Origin of the sequence: Streptomyces sp., assembly GCF_035645055.1 — a bacterium.
Lineage (GTDB): Bacteria > Actinomycetota > Actinomycetes > Streptomycetales > Streptomycetaceae > Streptomyces.
In genome coordinates, this window is record NZ_DASQNH010000034.1 from 1 (window position 1) to 16,870 (window position 16,870).

Annotated in this window: 17 protein-coding genes; 6 read left to right on the forward strand and 11 right to left on the reverse strand. The window is 72.7% G+C overall.

Translation table 11 applies throughout. The features are described from left to right. From VE614_RS11280 to VE614_RS11290, 3 genes are all read left to right on the forward strand, one after another. The coding region (locus tag VE614_RS11280; protein ID WP_414719558.1) for a WD40 repeat domain-containing protein at positions 1-533 on the forward strand (533 nt) is incomplete at its 5' end. 199 nt (positions 534-732) lie between these two features. Then, the gene (locus VE614_RS11285; RefSeq protein WP_324935332.1) at positions 733-1,356 is read left to right on the forward strand and encodes a UTRA domain-containing protein; all 624 of its coding nucleotides are present in this window, start codon (positions 733-735) and stop codon (positions 1,354-1,356) included. Positions 1,357-1,364: 8 nt separating this feature from the next. Continuing rightward, positions 1,365-2,117, forward strand: a complete 753-nt coding sequence (locus VE614_RS11290; protein WP_324935474.1) for a glycosyltransferase family 2 protein — start codon at positions 1,365-1,367, stop codon at positions 2,115-2,117. 36 nt (positions 2,118-2,153) lie between these two features. On the opposite strand, the gene VE614_RS11295 is transcribed toward VE614_RS11290, so the two are convergent. Then, a complete protein-coding gene (locus VE614_RS11295; RefSeq protein ID WP_324935334.1) occupies positions 2,154-2,339 on the reverse strand; it encodes a ferredoxin in 186 nt (61 codons plus the stop codon). A gap of 176 nt (positions 2,340-2,515) precedes the next feature. Between VE614_RS11295 and VE614_RS11300 the strand changes: the two genes are divergently transcribed. Then, complete coding sequence (locus VE614_RS11300) at positions 2,516-3,295, forward strand: SDR family NAD(P)-dependent oxidoreductase (protein WP_324935336.1); 780 nt, start codon at positions 2,516-2,518, stop codon at positions 3,293-3,295. A 30-nt stretch (positions 3,296-3,325) separates the two neighbouring features. On the opposite strand, the gene VE614_RS11305 is transcribed toward VE614_RS11300, so the two are convergent. After that, positions 3,326-4,057, reverse strand: a complete 732-nt coding sequence (locus VE614_RS11305; RefSeq protein ID WP_324935337.1) for a TIGR03943 family putative permease subunit — start codon at positions 4,055-4,057, stop codon at positions 3,326-3,328. After that, a complete protein-coding gene (locus VE614_RS11310; RefSeq protein WP_324935339.1) occupies positions 4,054-5,106 on the reverse strand; it encodes a permease in 1,053 nt (350 codons plus the stop codon). The genes VE614_RS11305 and VE614_RS11310 overlap by 4 nt, the downstream gene beginning before the upstream one ends. A 129-nt stretch (positions 5,107-5,235) precedes the next feature. On the opposite strand from VE614_RS11310, the gene VE614_RS11315 reads away from it, so the two are divergent. Beyond that, positions 5,236-7,161: an NAD-binding protein gene (locus VE614_RS11315; protein WP_324935476.1), complete on the forward strand. Its 1,926-nt coding sequence runs from the start codon at positions 5,236-5,238 to the stop codon at positions 7,159-7,161. Between the two features lie 211 nt (positions 7,162-7,372). Here VE614_RS11315 and VE614_RS11320 read toward each other — a convergent pair whose 3' ends face one another. After that, complete coding sequence (locus VE614_RS11320) at positions 7,373-9,208, reverse strand: S9 family peptidase (protein ID WP_324935341.1); 1,836 nt, start codon at positions 9,206-9,208, stop codon at positions 7,373-7,375. A gap of 112 nt (positions 9,209-9,320) precedes the next feature. Here VE614_RS11320 and VE614_RS11325 point away from each other — a divergent pair, with 112 nt between their 5' ends. After that, positions 9,321-10,115, forward strand: a complete 795-nt coding sequence (locus tag VE614_RS11325) for an SURF1 family protein (RefSeq protein WP_324935343.1) — start codon at positions 9,321-9,323, stop codon at positions 10,113-10,115. 22 nt (positions 10,116-10,137) lie between these two features. On the opposite strand, the gene VE614_RS11330 is transcribed toward VE614_RS11325, so the two are convergent. The 7 genes from VE614_RS11330 to VE614_RS11360 form a co-directional block, all read right to left on the reverse strand. Continuing rightward, entirely contained in the window at positions 10,138-11,181 is a 1,044-nt protein-coding gene (locus VE614_RS11330; protein WP_324935345.1) for a hypothetical protein, read from the reverse strand. A gap of 254 nt (positions 11,182-11,435) precedes the next feature. Further along, positions 11,436-12,041, reverse strand: a complete 606-nt coding sequence (locus VE614_RS11335) for a SigE family RNA polymerase sigma factor (RefSeq protein ID WP_414719559.1) — start codon at positions 12,039-12,041, stop codon at positions 11,436-11,438. Between the two features lie 376 nt (positions 12,042-12,417). Beyond that, on the reverse strand, positions 12,418-13,476 hold the full coding sequence (locus VE614_RS11340; RefSeq protein ID WP_324935349.1) for an aspartate-semialdehyde dehydrogenase: 1,059 nt from the start codon (positions 13,474-13,476) through the stop codon (positions 12,418-12,420). A gap of 25 nt (positions 13,477-13,501) precedes the next feature. Continuing rightward, entirely contained in the window at positions 13,502-14,779 is a 1,278-nt protein-coding gene (locus tag VE614_RS11345; protein WP_086170279.1) for an aspartate kinase, read from the reverse strand. A 399-nt stretch (positions 14,780-15,178) separates the two neighbouring features. Continuing rightward, a complete protein-coding gene (locus VE614_RS11350) occupies positions 15,179-15,841 on the reverse strand; it encodes a DUF5063 domain-containing protein (RefSeq protein WP_324935352.1) in 663 nt (220 codons plus the stop codon). Beyond that, complete coding sequence (recR, locus tag VE614_RS11355; protein ID WP_324935354.1) at positions 15,834-16,433, reverse strand: recombination mediator RecR; 600 nt, start codon at positions 16,431-16,433, stop codon at positions 15,834-15,836. The genes VE614_RS11350 and recR overlap by 8 nt, the downstream gene beginning before the upstream one ends. An 88-nt stretch (positions 16,434-16,521) precedes the next feature. Continuing rightward, positions 16,522-16,863 carry a YbaB/EbfC family nucleoid-associated protein gene (locus VE614_RS11360; protein WP_324935478.1) on the reverse strand — a complete coding sequence of 114 codons (342 nt, stop codon included), beginning with the start codon at positions 16,861-16,863 and terminating at the stop codon, positions 16,522-16,524. Positions 16,864-16,870: the final 7 nt, after the last annotated feature.

Genomic DNA, 16,870 nt, shown 5'->3' on the forward strand with positions numbered 1-16,870 from the left:
ACGTGACCGACCCGCGCCGCGCCACCGGGCTCGGCGCGCCGCTCACCGACCACCGGGGCCCGGTCAACGTGCTGGCCTTCAGCCCCGACGGGAAGACCCTCGCGGGCGGCGGTGACGACGACACGGTCCGGCTGTGGGACCTCTCCGACCCGGTCGCGGGGGCCCGCGGGGCCGCCACCCTCACCGGGCACACCGAGGCGGTCGTGTCGCTGACCTTCAGCCGGGACGGCCGCACCCTGGCGAGCGGGGGCAACGACAACACGGTCCGGCTGTGGAACGTGGCGAGCCCGGCGGAGGCGGCGCCGATCGGCCAGTCGATGAGCCCGAACGCCAAGACCGGCAACTTCCTCTCCTTCAGCCCGGCCGCCCATATGCTCGGCGTGTCCAGCGGCACCGACACCGTGCGGCTGTGGAATCTCGACGTCGACACGGCGATCCGGCACATCTGCTCCACCACGCGGGGCGTACTGACCCGGGAGAAATGGAACGAGTACCTCCCGCGTCTGTCCTACGACCCGCCGTGCGACCGGTGAGCACACCCGATCGCGTGATCCCGCTCACACCTTGTCGGCGGGCCCGAGCAGTCGGCTCCCGTCACGCAGGCAGGCTTGTTAGGCTGGGTGTCAGCCCGATCGCTGGTGTATCCCCCGTCACCAGCGATCGGGCGCTGTCATGCCGGGGAACGGCCGGTCATGCCGGGGAACCGACGACCCGTCCGCCTAGGCTGGGGCGGTGTCCCAGGCGTACGAAGAGACAACGGACGCAGGACGGCCGCGGCGTGCCCCGGCCGTCCGCGACAACAGCCGCCACCAGTGGGAGAAGGACCGCGCCCGGCAGCCGAGAGACGCCCGCGCGGGCACCGGCGCCACCGAGCGCGACACCGGACTCGCCACCGACGACCTGATGTTCTCCGCGCGGTACCGGCACACGGACGCGACGCCGGAGCTGGCCGAGGCGTTCGGCGTCCCGGCCGGCACCCCCCTGCTGGAGCGCGCCTACCGCACCCGGCACACCGGTGAATCCGCCCCCCTGAGTCTCGTCACCTCCTACCTCCGCCGCGATCTGATCGAGGCCAACCCGCAGCTGCTGGACGAGTCCAACGAGCCGTGGCCGGGCGGCACCCAGAGCCAGCTGCACACCGTCGGCATCGAGGTGGACCGCGTCGAGGAACACGTCACCGCCCGCCCGCCGACCCCGCAGGAGGCCCGCGACCTGGACCTGCCGCCCGGCAGCCCGGTACTGCTGCTGCGCAAGACGTCGTACGACATCCACGGCCGCGTGGTCGACGTCGCCTTCACGACCCTGCCCGGCGACCGCACCGAACTGCGGTTCACCACGCGTCTGGAAAGGTGGTGAGCGCCGCCGTGAACCGGCGCGTCATCGTCGTCACCGCCGTGCACGCCCCGTCGGCACGGTTCCTGCCCGAGGCCTACGCGTCGCTGCGCGCCCAGCGGCTGCCCGGCGGGTGGGAGTGGCGGTGGCTGATCCAGGAGGACGGCGCCACCGACGAGGTACTCCCCCACGTCCCCGACGACCCCCGTGTCTCCTTCCGCCAGGGTCGGCCCGGCGGCCCCGGAGTCGCCCGCACCCTCGCGCTCGCGCGCGCCGACGGGGAGTACGTGAAGGTCCTCGACGCCGACGACCGGCTCACCCCGGGCGCGCTCGCCCGCGACCTCGCCGCCCTCGAAGCGGACCCCGCCCTCGGCTGGGCCACCTCCCGCGTCCTCGACCTGCTCCCGGACGGCTCCACCGCGGTCTTCCCCGGCGACCCCGACGAGGGCCCCCTCGAACCCGGCACCGTCCTCGCCGCCTGGGCGGCGAACGACTACCGCGCCCCCGTCCACCCCGCCTCCCTCTTCGCCCGCCGCGACCTCGTCCTCGCCCTCGGCGGCTGGATGGCCCTGCCCGCCTCCGAGGACACCGGGCTGCTCCTCGCCCTGGACGCGGTCAGCCGCGGCTGGTTCACCCGCGCACCCGGCCTCCTCTACCGCAAGTGGGAGGGCCAGGTGACCGGCAGCCCGGCCCACAACGACACCGCGGAACGCACCGCCCGCATGGCCGTCGCGGAGGCCCGGGCCCGGGCGCTGGCGGCGTACGGGTGGCGCTGGCCGAAGTGAGGCGGCCCGCCTCCGGCCCGCCGTCCGCCCGCCGGGTCAGGTGGTGAGGCTGATCGCCTGGGACGGGCAGCCCTCGGCCGCCTCGCGGACCTTCGGGTCGTCGGTCTCCTCCTGGCCCGGCAGGACGGCTCCGAAGCCGTCCACCGTCGTGAAGACGTGCGGTGCGCGGTAGACGCAGTCGCCGGAGCCGTAGCAGAGGCCGGGATCGACGGTGACCTTCACGCGTCCTCCAGTCCAGTCGTGAGCGGGTGCGGTGTCATCGCTGGACTGCCCTGCGGGGGCGCCGCCGAATCCCCCGCGTTCAGCGGGAGCCGGCCGCGGTGACGGGGCACTGACGCGCCGCCAGGTCACCAGGGCGTAGGTTGCTCGAGTTCGTCCGTCGATCCAAGGGTGGGGAAATGAGTTCACAGACCTACTTGTCCGGCCTCTTCTCGCTCGACGGCCGGGTCGCCCTCGTCACCGGAGGCAGTTCCGGCATCGGGCGAGCGGTCGCGGGGGCGCTGGCGCGGGCCGGGGCCCGGGTCGTGGTGATGGCGCGGCGGGAGCGGCAGCTGGCCGAGACCGTGGACGAGCTGGTCGCCGACGGGTGCCGGGCCGGGTGGGTCAGCGCGGACCTGCGGACCCGGGACGGGGTGCGGGCGGCCGCCGAGGAGGCGGCCGCGGTGTTCGGGGAGCCGGACATCCTGGTGAACTCCGCGGGGATCAATCTGCGTCCGCCGCTCGGCGAACTCGGCGACGACGTCTGGGACGCCGTCATGGCCGTCAACCTGGAGGCGCCCTTCCTGCTCGGGCAGCGCTTCGGGCCCGGCATGGCCGAGCGGGGCTTCGGGCGGATCATCCACATCAGCTCGCAGCAGGCGCACCGGGCGTTCGTGCAGAGCGGCGCGTACGGGGTGTCCAAGGGCGGTCTGGAGTCGCTGGCCCGGTCCCAGGCGGAGGCCTGGTCGCCGCACGGCGTCACCTGCAACACGCTCGTGCCCGGCTTCGTGCTGACCCCGCTCAACGAACGGCTGGCCTCCGATCCCGCCAAGGTCGCCGAACTCGCCGCCCGCACGATGAGCGGCCGCAACGGGCTCGCCGAGGACTTCGCCGGCGCGGCGGTGTTCCTGGCGAGCGGCGCCTCCGCGTACATCACCGGGCAGTCGCTGTTCGTGGACGGGGGGCTGTCCGTCCACTGAGGTACGACCGGTGGCGGGCGTCCGTCCGCGTCAGTTGTTCCAGGCCGCGTCGTACGGGTCCCTGGGCGCCGGGGCCGGACGGGCGCGGTCGACCTGAAGGTACGGCACGGGCCCCCCGTTGACGGGGTCCTCGGTGCGGCGGGCGCTGTAGGTACCGGTGACCTCCAGCCAGCCGTCGGGCTCCAGGACGGGCGGGACCCGCCCGTCGAGGGCGACCTTGACCGGCTGGGCGTCCGCGGCACAGCAGTTGAGGGTCATCCGGACGAGGTAGGGGGTGCCGTCGGGGGCGAGGGCGACGAAGCCGGTGACGCGGACGCGGCGGCCGTCGAGGGAGCGGCCGCGGTCGTATACCGCGCGGGCCGCGTAGTCGGACAGGCCCAGCCGGACCGGATCGCCCGGCGGCAACGGAGCGAAGGCGGGCGGCCGTTGCAGCGCGGTGCCGGTGCGCAGGGCGCTGTAGGAGCCCAGGGCGGGCGGGGCGACCAGGACGAGGGCGAGGACGGGGAGGAGCAGCAGCCAGGCGATCGGGGGCGCGTGACGGGCCGCGCCATGGTGAGTGTTCCCCGCCGTGCCGGGAGTCCGGTGGCGTCCGCGCTCGTACCACGCCGTGGCGCCCGCCGTCGCCACCAGCACCGCGCCCGCCGCCAGCAGCAACGGCCGCAGCCCCTCCTTCACATACCGCAGGGACACCTCACCGGCCCCCGTGTGCAGGACCACCGCTCCCAGCAGGAACAGCACCGCCGTCTGCGCCGCCCGGTTCACAGCAGCACCGCCCCGGTCAGTACCGCGCCCGCCACCGCGACCGCGAAGGTGGCGGGCGCGAAACGCAGGGCGAAGCCGCGGCCGAAGACGGCCGTCTGCATCGCGACCAGCTTCAGGTCCACCATCGGGCCGACGACCAGGAACGTCAGGCGGGCGGTCGGACTGAAGTGGGACAGGGACGCGGCCACGAACGCGTCCGCCTCCGAGCAGATCGACAGCACCACGGCCAGCAGGGCGAGCGTCAGCACCGCCACCACCGGATGACCGGCCGCCGCGCGCAGCCAGCCGTCCGGCACCACCGCCTTCAGGGTCGCCGCCGCCGTCGCGCCGAGCACCAGGAAGCCGCCCGCGTGCAGTACGTCGTGCCGGACCGACCCCCAGAACGCCGCACCCCGCCCCTGCCCCTCGTACGACCCCCGGGAGGGCGGACGCAGCCAGTCGGCGCGGCCGAGCCGCTGCCACAGCCAGCCCATCGCGCACGCGACCAGCAGCCCGGCGGCGAACCGGGCCAGGACCATCTCCGGCGCGCCGGGGAAGGCGACCGCCGTCGCGGTGAGCACCACCGGGTTGATCGCGGGCGCGGAGAGCAGGAAGGCCAGCGCGGCGGCCGGGGTGACGCCGCGCCGCATCAGCGCGCCCGCCACCGGCACCGAGGCGCACTCGCAGCCGGGCAGCACCGCGCCCGCCAGCCCCGCCACCGGCACCGCCGCCGTCGGACGGGCCGGGAGGGCACGGGCGAAGAAGGAGGGCGGTACGAGCACGGCGATCACCGCCGACAGCAGCACCCCGAGGACCAGGAAGGGCAGCGCCTGGACGACCACCGCCACGAACACCGTCGTCCAGGCCTGCATCACCGGGGCGCCGAGGGCGCGGCGGAGCGGGTCCTGGAGGAGGAACAGCAGGGGGAGGAGGAGGGCGAGGAGGAGGGAGGAGTCGAGACGTCGGGGGGTCTCTGTTCCGTAGGCGGTGTCGGTGGTGTCGCGCGTGTGGGCGGTGTCGGGCGTGTCGGTGGTGCCGGGCGTGTGGGCGGTGTCGGTGGTTTCGGCCACGTCGGTCAGTACGTCGGAGCGGGATCGGACGTTCAGACACTTCCTGGAACCACCCGCCTCATCGGGGCAGTGTTCCCTCACATGGGGAGCGTTCCGAATCAGGGTCAGCCGCGTGACACGACCGGGCACATGGTGGTGTGCGGCGACGACGGACTCGCGCACCGGCTCGCCGCCGAACTGCGGCTCGTCTACCGCGAACAGGTCACCCTCGTCGTCCCGCCCTCCGGCCGCCGGGTGCGCCGGCCGGTCGTCGGACGGGCCCGCGCCGCGTCCGCCGCGCTGCTCGACCGGATGGTGAACGCGGCGGTGGGCAGGGGTGGCAACGGCAACGGCAACGGCAGTGGCAGTGGCAGTGGCAGTGGCAACAGTGCGCCCGAGCCGGTCGGCAGTGAACGGGTCGTCCAGGCCACCGAGTTGACCGAGGCCGTGCTCGCCGAAGCCGGTGTGGAGCGGGCGACCGCGCTGGCCCTGGTGTACGACGACGACGAGACCAACATCCGCGCCGCACTCGCCGCCCGCCGCATCAACCCCCGGATCCGGCTCGTCCTGCGCCTCTACAACCGACGGCTGGGCCAGCACATCGAGGAACTGCTCGACCAGGCCGCCACCCTCGCCCTCGGCGACGGAGCCGCCCGCTACGACGCCTCCACGACCGTACTGTCCGACGCCGACACCGCCGCACCCGCCCTCGCCGCCACCGCGCTCGCCGGGACCAGCAAGGTCGTCCAGACCGAAGGGCTGCTGCTGCGGGCCGTGGAACGGCCGCCGCCCGCGCCCGGCGAAGTGGCCGATCCGGGACTGGCCACCCTCGCGCTGCTCTCCGCGACCGCCAACGACCCGGCCGGCGCCGACGGTTCCGAGGGCAGCGGGGAGCAGGGACCGCAGCTGCTGCCGGACGCGGCGACCGTGCGGGCCGCGACCGGGCGGGGCGCCGTGGTGCTGGAGCAGGTGTCGTACTCCGGGCCCGCCCAGGGCACGGGCCGCGGCGGGGCGCTGCCGTTCGCCTCGCTGTTCTCGCGGCGGCTGCGATGGTCGCTGTTCGGGCTGGTGGTGTGTGTGATCGCGCTGGCCGTGGCGCTGAAGGTGGTCACCGGCGAGCATCTGCTCCACGCCACCTACGTGACCCTGCTCGACCTGTTCGCGATCAACGAGCCCGCGCTTCAGCAGTCCACCGCACGCCAGGTGCTCCAACTGCTGTCCGGGCTGGTCGGATTACTGTTGCTGCCGGTGCTGCTCGCGGCCGTGCTGGAAGGCCTCGGCACCTTCCGGAGCGCCTCCGCGCTGCGCAAGCCGCCCCGCGGGCTCGGCGGGCATGTGGTGCTGCTCGGGCTCGGCAAGATCGGCACCCGGGTGCTGATCCGGCTGCGCGAGCTGCACATCCCGGTGGTGTGCGTGGAGTCCGATCCCGAGGCGCGCGGGCTCGCCACGGCGCGGCGGCTGCGGGTGCCGGTGGTGCTCGGTGATGTCACCCAGGAGGGTGTGCTGGAGGCCGCCAAGATCCATCGGGCGCATGCCCTGCTCGCGGTGACCAGCGCGGACACCACCAACCTGGAGGCCGCGCTGTACGCCCGGTCGGTGCGGCCCGATCTGCGGGTGGTGCTGCGGCTGTACGACGACGACTTCGCGACCGCCGTGTACCGCACCCTGCGGGCCGCGCATCCCCACGCCCTCACCCGCAGCCGGAGTGTGTCGCATCTGGCGGCGCCCGCGTTCGCCGGGGCGATGTTCGGGCGGCAGATCCTGGGGGCGATTCCGGTGGAGCGGCGGGTGCTGCTGTTCGCCGCCGTGGATGTGGGCGGGCATCCGCGGCTGGAGGGGCGGACGGTGGCGGAGGCGTTTCGGCCCGGGGCGTGGCGGGTGCTGGCGCTGGGCACCGGGGCGGTGGGGGACGGCGGGGAGGAGGGCGAGGGCTCCGCCGGGCGGTTGTCGGGGCTGGTCTGGGACCTGCCCGACGGTTACGTCCTCAAGGACGGTGACCGTGTCGTTCTGGCGGCGACGCGGCGGGGGTTGGCGGAGCTGCTGGGGCGGCGGAGCCGGGAGCGCGGCGGGCTGTGACGCCTGGTGCTTCTCGCCCCCGCGGCCCTTACCCCCTCCCGTCCCCGGGGGTCCGCCCCCGGCACGCCCACCCGAGTGCCCACTCGAGTGCCCACCCCGCGACCCCGCCAGGGGCTCCGCCCCTGAACCCCGGCGGGGCCGCCCCCCAGACCCCGTCGGCCTGGACGGCCTCGCCCTCAAGCGCCGGACGGGCTGGGATGGGTGCCCGGTGTCAGGCCGTGGCTCCCTTCAGGTGCCGCTCCGCGAAGTCCAGTTCCAGCTTGATCTGCTTGATCCGTTCGTCCACGATCAGGGAGCCGTGGCCGGCGTCGTAGCGGTAGACCTCGTGGACGGCGCCGCGGGACTGGAGGCGCTTGACGTAGTTGTCGATCTGGCGGATGGGGCAACGGGGGTCGTTGACGCCGGCGGAGATGTAGACAGGGGCCCTGACCTGGTCGACGTAGGTGATCGGGGAGGACGCCTCGAAGCGCTCGGGGACCTCCTCGGGGGTGCCGCCGAGGAGGGTGCGGTCCATGGCTTTCAGGGCTTCCATCTCGTCGTGGTAGGCGGTGACGTAGTCGGCGACCGGGACGGCTGCGATGCCGAGGGTCCAGAAGTCCGGCTGGGTGCCGAGGCCGAGCAGGGTGAGATAACCGCCCCAGGAGCCGCCGGTGAGGATCAGGCGGGCGGGGTCGGCCAGGCCCGAGGCGATGGCCCATTCGCGGACCGCCGCGATGTCCTCCAGCTCGATCAGGCCGACGCGGTGCTTCAGGGCGTCCGTCCAGGCGCGGCCGTAGCCGGTGGAGCCTCGGTAGTTGACGCGCACGACCGCGTACCCGTGGTCCACCCAGGCGGCCGGGCCGGCCGCGAAGGAGTCGCTGTCGTGCCAGGTGGGGCCGCCGTGGATGTCGAAGACGGTGGGGAGCGGGCCGGTGGCGCCGGCCGGTTTCTGCACCAGGGCGTGGATGCGGCCGCCGGGGCCCTCCACCCAGACGTCCTCGACCGGGACGGAGCCCGGGGACTTCATGCCGGGCGGGTCGAGGACGACGCCGCCGCGGGTCGACCGCACCGCCGACGGCTCGGCGGCCGACGACCACAGGTACTCCACGCTGCCGTCGGGCCGGGGCGTGGCGCCGGAGACGGTGCCGGGCGGGGTGGGGATCCTCTCCAGGCGGCGGGTGGCGAAGTCGTAGCGGAACAGCTCGCTGCGGGCCTCGAAGCTGTGGCCGATGAGCAGTCCCGAGCCGTCCGGATACCACTCGGCGCTCACGTCGCCGGGCAGCTCCAGGGCGAGGTCGGTCTCCTCGCCGGTCGCCACGTCCCACACCAGCGGCTCCCAGCGGCCCCGCCGCTGATGGCCGACGAGCAGCCGGGTGTCGTCGGCCACGGGAGCGAAGCCGAGCACCTCCAGGCCCAGCTCCCGGGTGCCGTCCTTGGTGTCGTCCAGCTCGGCGACCGTGCTGCCGTCGGGGCGCAGCACGCGCAGCGCGGAGTGCATCGCGTCGCCGTGCTCGGTGTGCTCGACGGCGATCAGCGTGCCGTCGTGGGAGAGGTCGCCGACGCCGGCGGACTCGCGGTGGCGGTAGATCTCCACCGGTGCCTCGCCCTCGCGGGCCAGGTGGATCGTGGTGCCGTCCTCGTCGGTGGAGCGGCCGATCACCGCCGTACGCCCGTCTCTGCCGAGGGCCAGGCCCGCCGGGTAGGACGGGTCCAGGCCGGGCACCGCCAGTTCGTCCTCACCGCCCTGGAAGGGCTGGCGGCGCCAGACGCCGAACTCGTCGCCGTCCTTGTCGTCGAACCACCAGATCCAGGCGCCGTCCGGGGAGAGCACGCCGTCCGTCGTGCCGTTCGGCCGGTGGGTGACCTGGCGCTGTTCGCCGGTCGCGCGGTCCCAGGCGTACAGCTCGTACGTCCCTGTCGCGTTGGACACGAACAGGGAGCGGTCCGGGGCGTCCTCCGCCCAGTCGGGCAGTGACACCCGCGGCGCCCTGAAGCGCTTCTCCCAGTCCGGCATGTCGGCCATGTCCTCGGTCCGCTGCGGCGCGGCGACCCCGTTGCTCTCACTCATGACCCCATACTGCCCGGCCACACCGACATTCCGCTGGCGCGGCCCCCAGCCTGTGGATAACTTCCCGACCCCCGCGGCGGGCGTCCCCCACCGTCCCCGTACCGTTGAGGGCGTGTACCGGTTTCTGCTGACGCCCCGCTGGTGGTGCATCAACGTCTTCGTGCTGCTCGCCATCCCCTTCTGCGTGTTCATGGGGTCCTGGCAGCTGAGCCGGTTCGAGGACCGGGTCGACAGCCATCGCGGCGCGACCGAGCAGGCCGCTTCGAACCAGCGGGAGGCGGCCCGGCCGCTGGCCGAGCTGCTGCCGGTGGACAAGGCGACCGTGGGCAAGCAGACCACCGCCACCGGCACCTACGGTGAGCAGCTGCTCGTCCCCGACCGCGAGCTGGACGGCAGGCGCGGCTTCTATGTGCTGACCCTGCTGCGCACCTTTGACGGCAAGGCCCTGCCGGTGGTGCGGGGCTGGCTGCCCGGTGCCGCCGACCCGGCGAAGGCGCCCGCCCCGCCGTCCGGCGAGGTCACGGTCACGGGGGCGCTCCAGGCGTCCGAGAACCCGGGCGAGGACGGGGTCAGCGCGGCGGGCGGGCTGCCGTCCGGGCAGACCGCCGCGATCAGCGCGGCCTCGCTGGTCAACCTGGTGCCGTACGACGTCCATGACGCCTGGATCACCCTGAACCGGGGGGACGCCGGTATGAGGACGGTGCCGGTGGCGGCGACCCCGGACACCGGTCTCGACCTGAAGGCGTTCCAGAACCTCGGCTACACCGGCGAGTGGTTCGTCTTCGCGGGCTTCGTCGTCTTCATGTGGTTCCGGCTGCTGCGGCGCGAGGCGGAGTTCGCCCGGGACGCGGAGCTGGGCCTGGTGCCGGACGAGGAGGAGCGGGTCCCCAGCCCGTCCGGCACCTGAGCGTCTTACGACGTCCGTCGCCTCACGAGGCGGGCAGCAGTCCGGTGCGGTAGACGGTCCCCGCGCACGCGTTGGGCACCGTCACGCTGGTCGCCGCGCCCGCCTCCGCGGTGTACGACACGGCCACACTGCCGTCGACCGTTCCGTCCTCGGTCAACAGCTGGGTCGTCGTCCTGGTGTCGCCGCCCGTGGAGGTGCCCTCCGTGGAGGTGTCGGGCGACTCGGTGGGCGTCGGGTCGGGCGACGGGTCGCCGGTCTCGCCCCCGGTGGGCGGCGGGCCGCTGTCGGTGGGGCAGGTCTCGGACGGCACCCAGGCGAACCGCACCTCGTACGCCGCCCCCGGCAGCAGCACCAGCTGCGGCACTTCCACGGACGGGTCGGGCAGGCTCGCCGCCGGGTCGCCGGCGACATGGGAGGCCTGGCCGATCCTGGCGGGGTCGGCCGCGCCCTGGGCGAGCGGGATCAGCGAGCCGGGGCCGCTGACGGTGCAGCTGCCGCCGGAGATGTTGGTGATCCGGAAGGTGCCGTAGACGGTCCCCATGGAGTCCGGGGCGTCGGCCCAGCCGGTGGCGCCCAGCTGGTCGACGGTGCAGGGCGCGGCCGACTCGGAGCTGGGGGCCGACGGGTCGGCACTGTCGCCGGAACCGCTCTCGGTGCTGCCGCCCTTTCCCTTGTCGTGCTCCTCCTTGCCGCCCTTGTCCTTCTCCTCCGTCTTGCCGGAGGAACCGCCGGTCTTCCCGCCCGTGCCCTCGGTGCTCTTGCCCTCGCTGGTGCCGCCCTGGGCCTGGGAGCCGTGGCCGGCGATGGAGGGGTTGGCGTCACCGCCGGTGGCGTTGGAGACGTGCACCAGGGCGGGGACGGCCGTGCCGACGAACAGCGCGGCGGCGGCCATGCCGACGACGGCCTGCCGCTTGCGCGCCCGCCGGGCGGGCACCGCCCGCCGCAGGTGCTCCAGCGTGCCGTCGCGCGGTTCGATGTCCTGCACCACGCCGTGCAGCAGCCTGCGCAGTGCCAGCTCGTCCGAGTCGAGCCCGTCGGGGCCCTGTTCATCGGGGCCGTGGTTCACAGTTCCGTTCCCAGCGTGCGGTTGGTTCGGCTGTTGCTCGTGCGCTTCGGTCAGCTCAGACGCCGTCTCGGCGGTCCCGGCCGGCTCGGCGGTCGCGGAACTCACGGAATCCGCGGAATCCGCGGAATCCGCTTCGGCCGGCTCCGGTGTCACCTCGGCCAGCTCCGGTGTCGCCTCGGTCGGATCGCGGGATTCACCCGGCTCGTGCGGGGCGCGCGGCTCGCGGCGCCCCTGTTCTTCGGGGCCCGGGCCTGTCATGCCGGCGCCTCCATCGCCACGCGGAGGGCCGCGATACCGCGGGAGCCGTACGCCTTCACCGAGCCGAGCGATATGCCGAGGGTCTCGGCTACCTGGGCCTCGGTCATGTCCGCGAAGTAGCGCAGCACCAGGACCTCGCGCTGGCGGCGCTGGAGTCCCTTCATCGCCTTGATGAGAGCGTCGCGCTCCAGCTGGTCGTACGCGCCCTCCTCGGCGCTCGCCATGTCCGGCATCGGCTTGGAGAGGAGCTTCAGGCCGAGGATGCGGCGGCGCAGGGCCGAGCGGGACAGGTTGACCACGGTCTGCCGCAGATAGGCGAGCGTCTTCTCCGGGTCGCGGACCCGCTTGCGCGCGGAGTGGACGCGGATGAACGCCTCCTGGACGACGTCCTCGCAGGAGGCGGTGTCGTCGAGGAGGAGGGCGGCGAGACCCAGCAGGGAGCGGTAGTGGGCGCGGTACGTCTCGGTGAGGTGGTCGACGGTGGTGCCGGCGGCCTTGGTCTCCTCGGCGTACTCGGCGCCGTCGCGCTGGCTGGGGATGCGGGCGGGCCGCGCTGCGGGCATGGGCGCGATCACCGGCATGCCGCCGGGCGCGCCGGGCATGCGGGTGCGAAGCGGCCGACGGACCGGCCGCAGAGCCGTGCCGCGCGTCGGCGCGGGGAAATCGAGAACCTCTGCCACGCCAGTTGGACGTGTTTCCCCCCGAGAGGGTTGTACGCGCCGAGCGTCACGTTCATTCTCGCGTCAGGCAGCACAGCCCTCGGTGCCCCAAATGCCGTCATGCGTCCCGCACTTCCCCTATGTCCGATAAGAACGACGCGTCCCCACGCCTCGTTCACGGTCCCCACACCCCGGAAGGGCGACCGCATAGACGCTCCCCGCCCTCCGCGCGGTTGCGGAAAACGAGGAGGAATTCTGTTACGCAGATCCTACAAACGGATCAGGTCATCGCCGGGAGTTTTTTCGTGAGCGGTAGCTCTCACGAAAACTCCGCGGCCACCAGCTCGGCGATCTGCGCGGTGTTCAGCGCGGCGCCTTTGCGTAGATTGTCGCCGCAGACGAAGAGTTCCAGCGCCGTCGGATCGTCCAGCGCCCGGCGCACCCGCCCGACCCACGTCGGATCGGTGCCCACCACGTCGGCGGGCGTCGGGAACTCCCCCGCCGCCGGATTGTCGTAGAGCACCACGCCCGGCGCGGTGGCCAGGATCTCCCGCGCCCGGTCCACCGTGATCTCGTCCTCGAAGCGGGCGTGCACGGTCAGCGCGTGCGCGGTGACCACCGGCACCCGGACACAGGTCACCGCGACCGGCAGCCGCGGCAGCCCGAGGATCTTGCGGGACTCGTCCCGCAACGTCAGCTCCTCCGACGACCAGCCGTCCGCGCGCGGCTCCCCGGCCCACGGCACCACGTTCAGCGCCACCGGCTCCGGGAACGGCCCGGTCCGGTCGCCGACCGCCCGGCGCAGATCGCCGGGGCTGGTGCCCAGCTCCGTACCGGCGACCAGGGACAGCTGCGCACGCAGCGTCTCCACCCCGGCCCGGCCCGCCCCGCTGACCGCCTGGTACGACGACACCACCAGCTCGCGCAGCCCGAACTCGGCGTGCAGCGCGCCCAGCGCGACGATCATCGACAGGGTCGTGCAGTGCGGGTTGGCGACGATCCCGCGCGGGCGCAGGCGCACCGCGTGCGGATTGACCTCGGGGACGACCAGCGGCACGTCCGGGTCCATCCGGAAGACGCCGGAGTTGTCGACGACCACCACGCCCTTGGCGGCGGCGACCGGCGCCCACTGCGCGGACACCTCGTCCGGTACGTCGAACATGGCGATGTCGACCCCGTCGAAGGCCTCTTCCGACAGGGCCACGACCTCGACCTGCTCGCCGCGCACGGCCAGCTTGCGGCCGGCCGAGCGCGGCGAGGCGACGAGCCGGATCTCGCCCCAGATGTCCTTGTGCTGGGACAGGATCTGGAGCATGACCGCGCCGACGGCCCCGGTCGCTCCCACGACCGCGAGCGTCGGCCCAGGTCCTGGCGTCACCTTCCCGCCTGCCGCCAGGGTCCGGTCATCGGCCGGTGCCTCCGTAGACGACGGCCTCGTCGCTGTCGGAGTCCAGCCCGAAGGCGGTGTGCACGGCGCGCACGGCCTCGTTGACGTCGTCGGCGCGGGTGACCACCGAGATGCGGATCTCGGAGGTCGAGATCAGCTCGATGTTCACGCCGGCGTCGCTGAGCGCCTCGAAGAACGCGGCGGTCACGCCCGGGTTGGTCTTCATACCCGCGCCGACCAGCGAGATCTTCCCGATCTGGTCGTCGTAGCGCAGCGAGTCGAAGCCGATGCCGGACCGGTTCTTCTCCAGCGCGTCGATGGCCTTGCGGCCCTCGGTCTTCGGCAGCGTGAACGAGATGTCCGTCAGCCCGGTGGACGCGGCGGACACGTTCTGCACGACCATGTCGATGTTGATCTCGGCATCGGCGATCGTACGGAAGATGGCGGCGGCCTCACCCGGCTTGTCGGGCACACCGACGACCGTGATCTTGGCCTCGGAGGTGTCATGCGCGACACCGGAGATGATGGCCTGCTCCACCTGCTTGTCCCCTTGGTTGATCGGCTCGCTGCTGACCCACGTGCCCTGAAGTCCACTGAAGCTGGAGCGGACGTGGATCGGGATGTTGTAGCGACGGGCGTACTCCACACACCGGTGGAGCAGCACCTTCGACCCGGACGAGGCCAGCTCCAGCATGTCCTCGAAGGAGATCCAGTCGATCTTCCGGGCCTTCTTCACCACCCGCGGGTCGGCGGTGAACACACCGTCGACGTCGGTGTAGATCTCGCACACCTCGGCGTCGAGGGCGGCCGCGAGGGCCACCGCCGTGGTGTCGGACCCACCGCGCCCCAGCGTGGTGATGTCCTTCGTGTCCTGGCTGACGCCCTGGAACCCGGCGACGATGGCGATGTTGCCCTCGTCCAGCGAGTCCCGGATACGGCCCGGCGTGACATCGATGATCCGCGCTTTGTTGTGGACCGAGTCGGTGATGACACCTGCCTGGCTTCCGGTGAAGCTCTGGGCGGAGTGGCCCAGGTTTTTGATCGCCATGGCCAGCAGTGCCATGGAGATCCGCTCTCCGGCGGTCAGCAGCATGTCGAGCTCGCGCCCGGCAGGAATCGGGGAAACCTGCTCGGCGAGATCGATCAGCTCGTCCGTCGTGTCGCCCATCGCGGAAACCACGGCGACCACCTGGTGGCCGTTCTTCTTGGCTTCCACGATCCGCTTGGCGACGCGCTTGATGCCTTCGGCATCGGCTACGGAGGAGCCTCCGTACTTCTGCACGACAAGGCCCACGTGCGCTCCTCGCTCGCTGTGTGTTCTTTCCGCATATACGACGGTGTACTGCGGGTCGGCTCAGTCTAACGAGCGTCCGAATTCCACCCCCGCGCTCCCGCATGGTGAGACGTCGGACGCCGCCAAGGACACTCCCTGCCCAGACTCGCGAAATCGATGCCCACCGGTGCGGAGGGTGGTCGTTCAGTGGCGGTGAGGAGGGGGGCGGACTCCTGGCGGAGCTGTTGCGGCGGTTGGGGGCGCGGGGGTCGGACACGGTGACCTGCGTCGGGATTCCGGCGCTGGACGGGAACACGTGACCGCCGCGGTGGTACAGCGGGCCGGCAGCGACCGCGCCGTTCGTGGCGGCGGGGACGCTGTCGGCGGTGGTGCGGAAGATGGACCCCGATCGCCGCCGGGCTAGTTCTTGACGGGCCCCAGGCCCAGTGGGCCCAGGATCTCCTGTTCCATGACCCGGCCGGCCTCGATCTCCAAGGTGTCGTCGCCCAGGCCCTGGTCCGTGTCCAGGCCGTCGAGTTCTTCCAGGGGCTGGTTCAGGCGGACGTGGGCGACCACGGACTGGAGGGCGCGCAGGGTCGCGGAGGCGGTGCCGCCCCAGTTGGAGAAGTAGGAGAACTGCCACCACCACAGGGCTTCCGTGGTGCGGCCCGCGCGGTAGTGGGCCATGCCGTGGCGCAGGTCGGTGATGACGTCGGTGAGGTCGTCCGAGATACGGGCCGGGACCGGGGCCTTGCGGGGCTCGTACGGGTCGAAGACCTCGGAGTAGACGTCGATGGGCTCCAGGAGGCGGGCGAGGTTCTCGCGGAGGTCGTCCACGTCGGGCTCGGGGCCCGGGTCGGGCTCGTAGCGATCGTCGGGGACGATGTCCTCGTGCGCGCCGAGGCGGCCCCCGGCGAGCAGCAGCTGGGAGACCTCCAGGAGGAGGAAGGGGACCGCCGAGTCCGGTTCGTCGCCCTTCGCGACCTCCGTGACGGCCACCAGGAAACTCTCGATCTGGTCCGCGATCTGGACCGCGAAGTCGTCCGGGTCCTGCGTCGTGGAGTGCAGCGTGGCGTCAGACATCTAGGAGTCGTCTCCCCTCGAAGGCGCGGCCGAGGGTCACCTCGTCCGCGTATTCCAGGTCGCCACCCACCGGGAGGCCGCTGGCCAGGCGGGTGACCTTGAGGCCCATGGGCTTGATCATGCGAGCGAGATACGTGGCCGTGGCCTCGCCCTCCAGATTCGGGTCGGTGGCCAGGATCAGCTCCGTGACCGTCCCGTCGGCCAACCGCGCGAGAAGTTCTCGTATACGCAGGTCGTCGGGGCCGACACCTTCGATGGGGCTGATCGCCCCACCCAGGACGTGATAGCGGCCGCGGAACTCGCGGGTGCGCTCGATCGCGACCACGTCCTTGGGTTCCTCGACGACGCAGATCACCGACGGGTCGCGGCGCGGGTCGCGGCAGATCCCGCAGTGCTCCTCCTGCGCGACGTTGCCGCACACCGCGCAGAAGCGGACCTTCGCCTTCACCTCCAGCAGCGCCTGGGCGAGACGGCGTACGTCCGTCGGCTCCGCCTGGAGGACGTGGAAGGCGATCCGCTGGGCGCTCTTGGGACCCACGCCGGGCAGTCGCCCCAGCTCGTCGATGAGGTCCTGGACCACGCCTTCGTACAACGGACTGCCGTCCTTCCTGGGGTGCCTTCAATACGTACGGTAGATGCCGCGTGCCCGTCTTCGAAAGGCAGGGCGGGGGACCCGGAGGTCAGAAGGGCAGGCCTGGGATGCCACCGCCGCCCAGGCCCTGGGCGAGCGGGCCGAGTTTCTGCTGCTGGAGGGACTGCGCGTTCTCGTTGGCCGCCTGGACGGCCGCGACGATCAGGTCGGCGAGGGTCTCGGTGTCCTCCGGGTCCACCGCCTTGGGGTCGATGACCAGGCCGCGCAGCTCGCCGGCGCCGGTCACCGTGGCCTTCACCAGGCCGCCGCCCGCCTGCCCGTCGACCTCCGTGTTCGCCAGCTCCTCCTGGGCGCGTGCCAGATCCTGCTGCATCTTCTGAGCCTGCTGGAGCAGCTGCTGCATGTTGGGCTGGCCACCACCGGGAATCACGATCAGC

What these genes read in the sequence shown, in the direction of transcription:
- VE614_RS11300 (WP_324935336.1), top strand. Translation starts at nt 2,516, where the DNA reads ATGAGTTCACAGACCTACTTGTCCGGCCTCTTCTCGCTCGACGGCCGG.
- VE614_RS11315 (WP_324935476.1), top strand. Translation starts at nt 5,236, where the DNA reads ATGGTGGTGTGCGGCGACGACGGACTCGCGCACCGGCTCGCCGCCGAA.
- VE614_RS11320 (WP_324935341.1), bottom strand. Translation starts at nt 9,208, where the DNA reads ATGAGTGAGAGCAACGGGGTCGCCGCGCCGCAGCGGACCGAGGACATG.
- VE614_RS11335 (WP_414719559.1), bottom strand. Translation starts at nt 12,041, where the DNA reads ATGCCCGGCGCGCCCGGCGGCATGCCGGTGATCGCGCCCATGCCCGCA.
- VE614_RS11350 (WP_324935352.1), bottom strand. Translation starts at nt 15,841, where the DNA reads ATGTCTGACGCCACGCTGCACTCCACGACGCAGGACCCGGACGACTTC.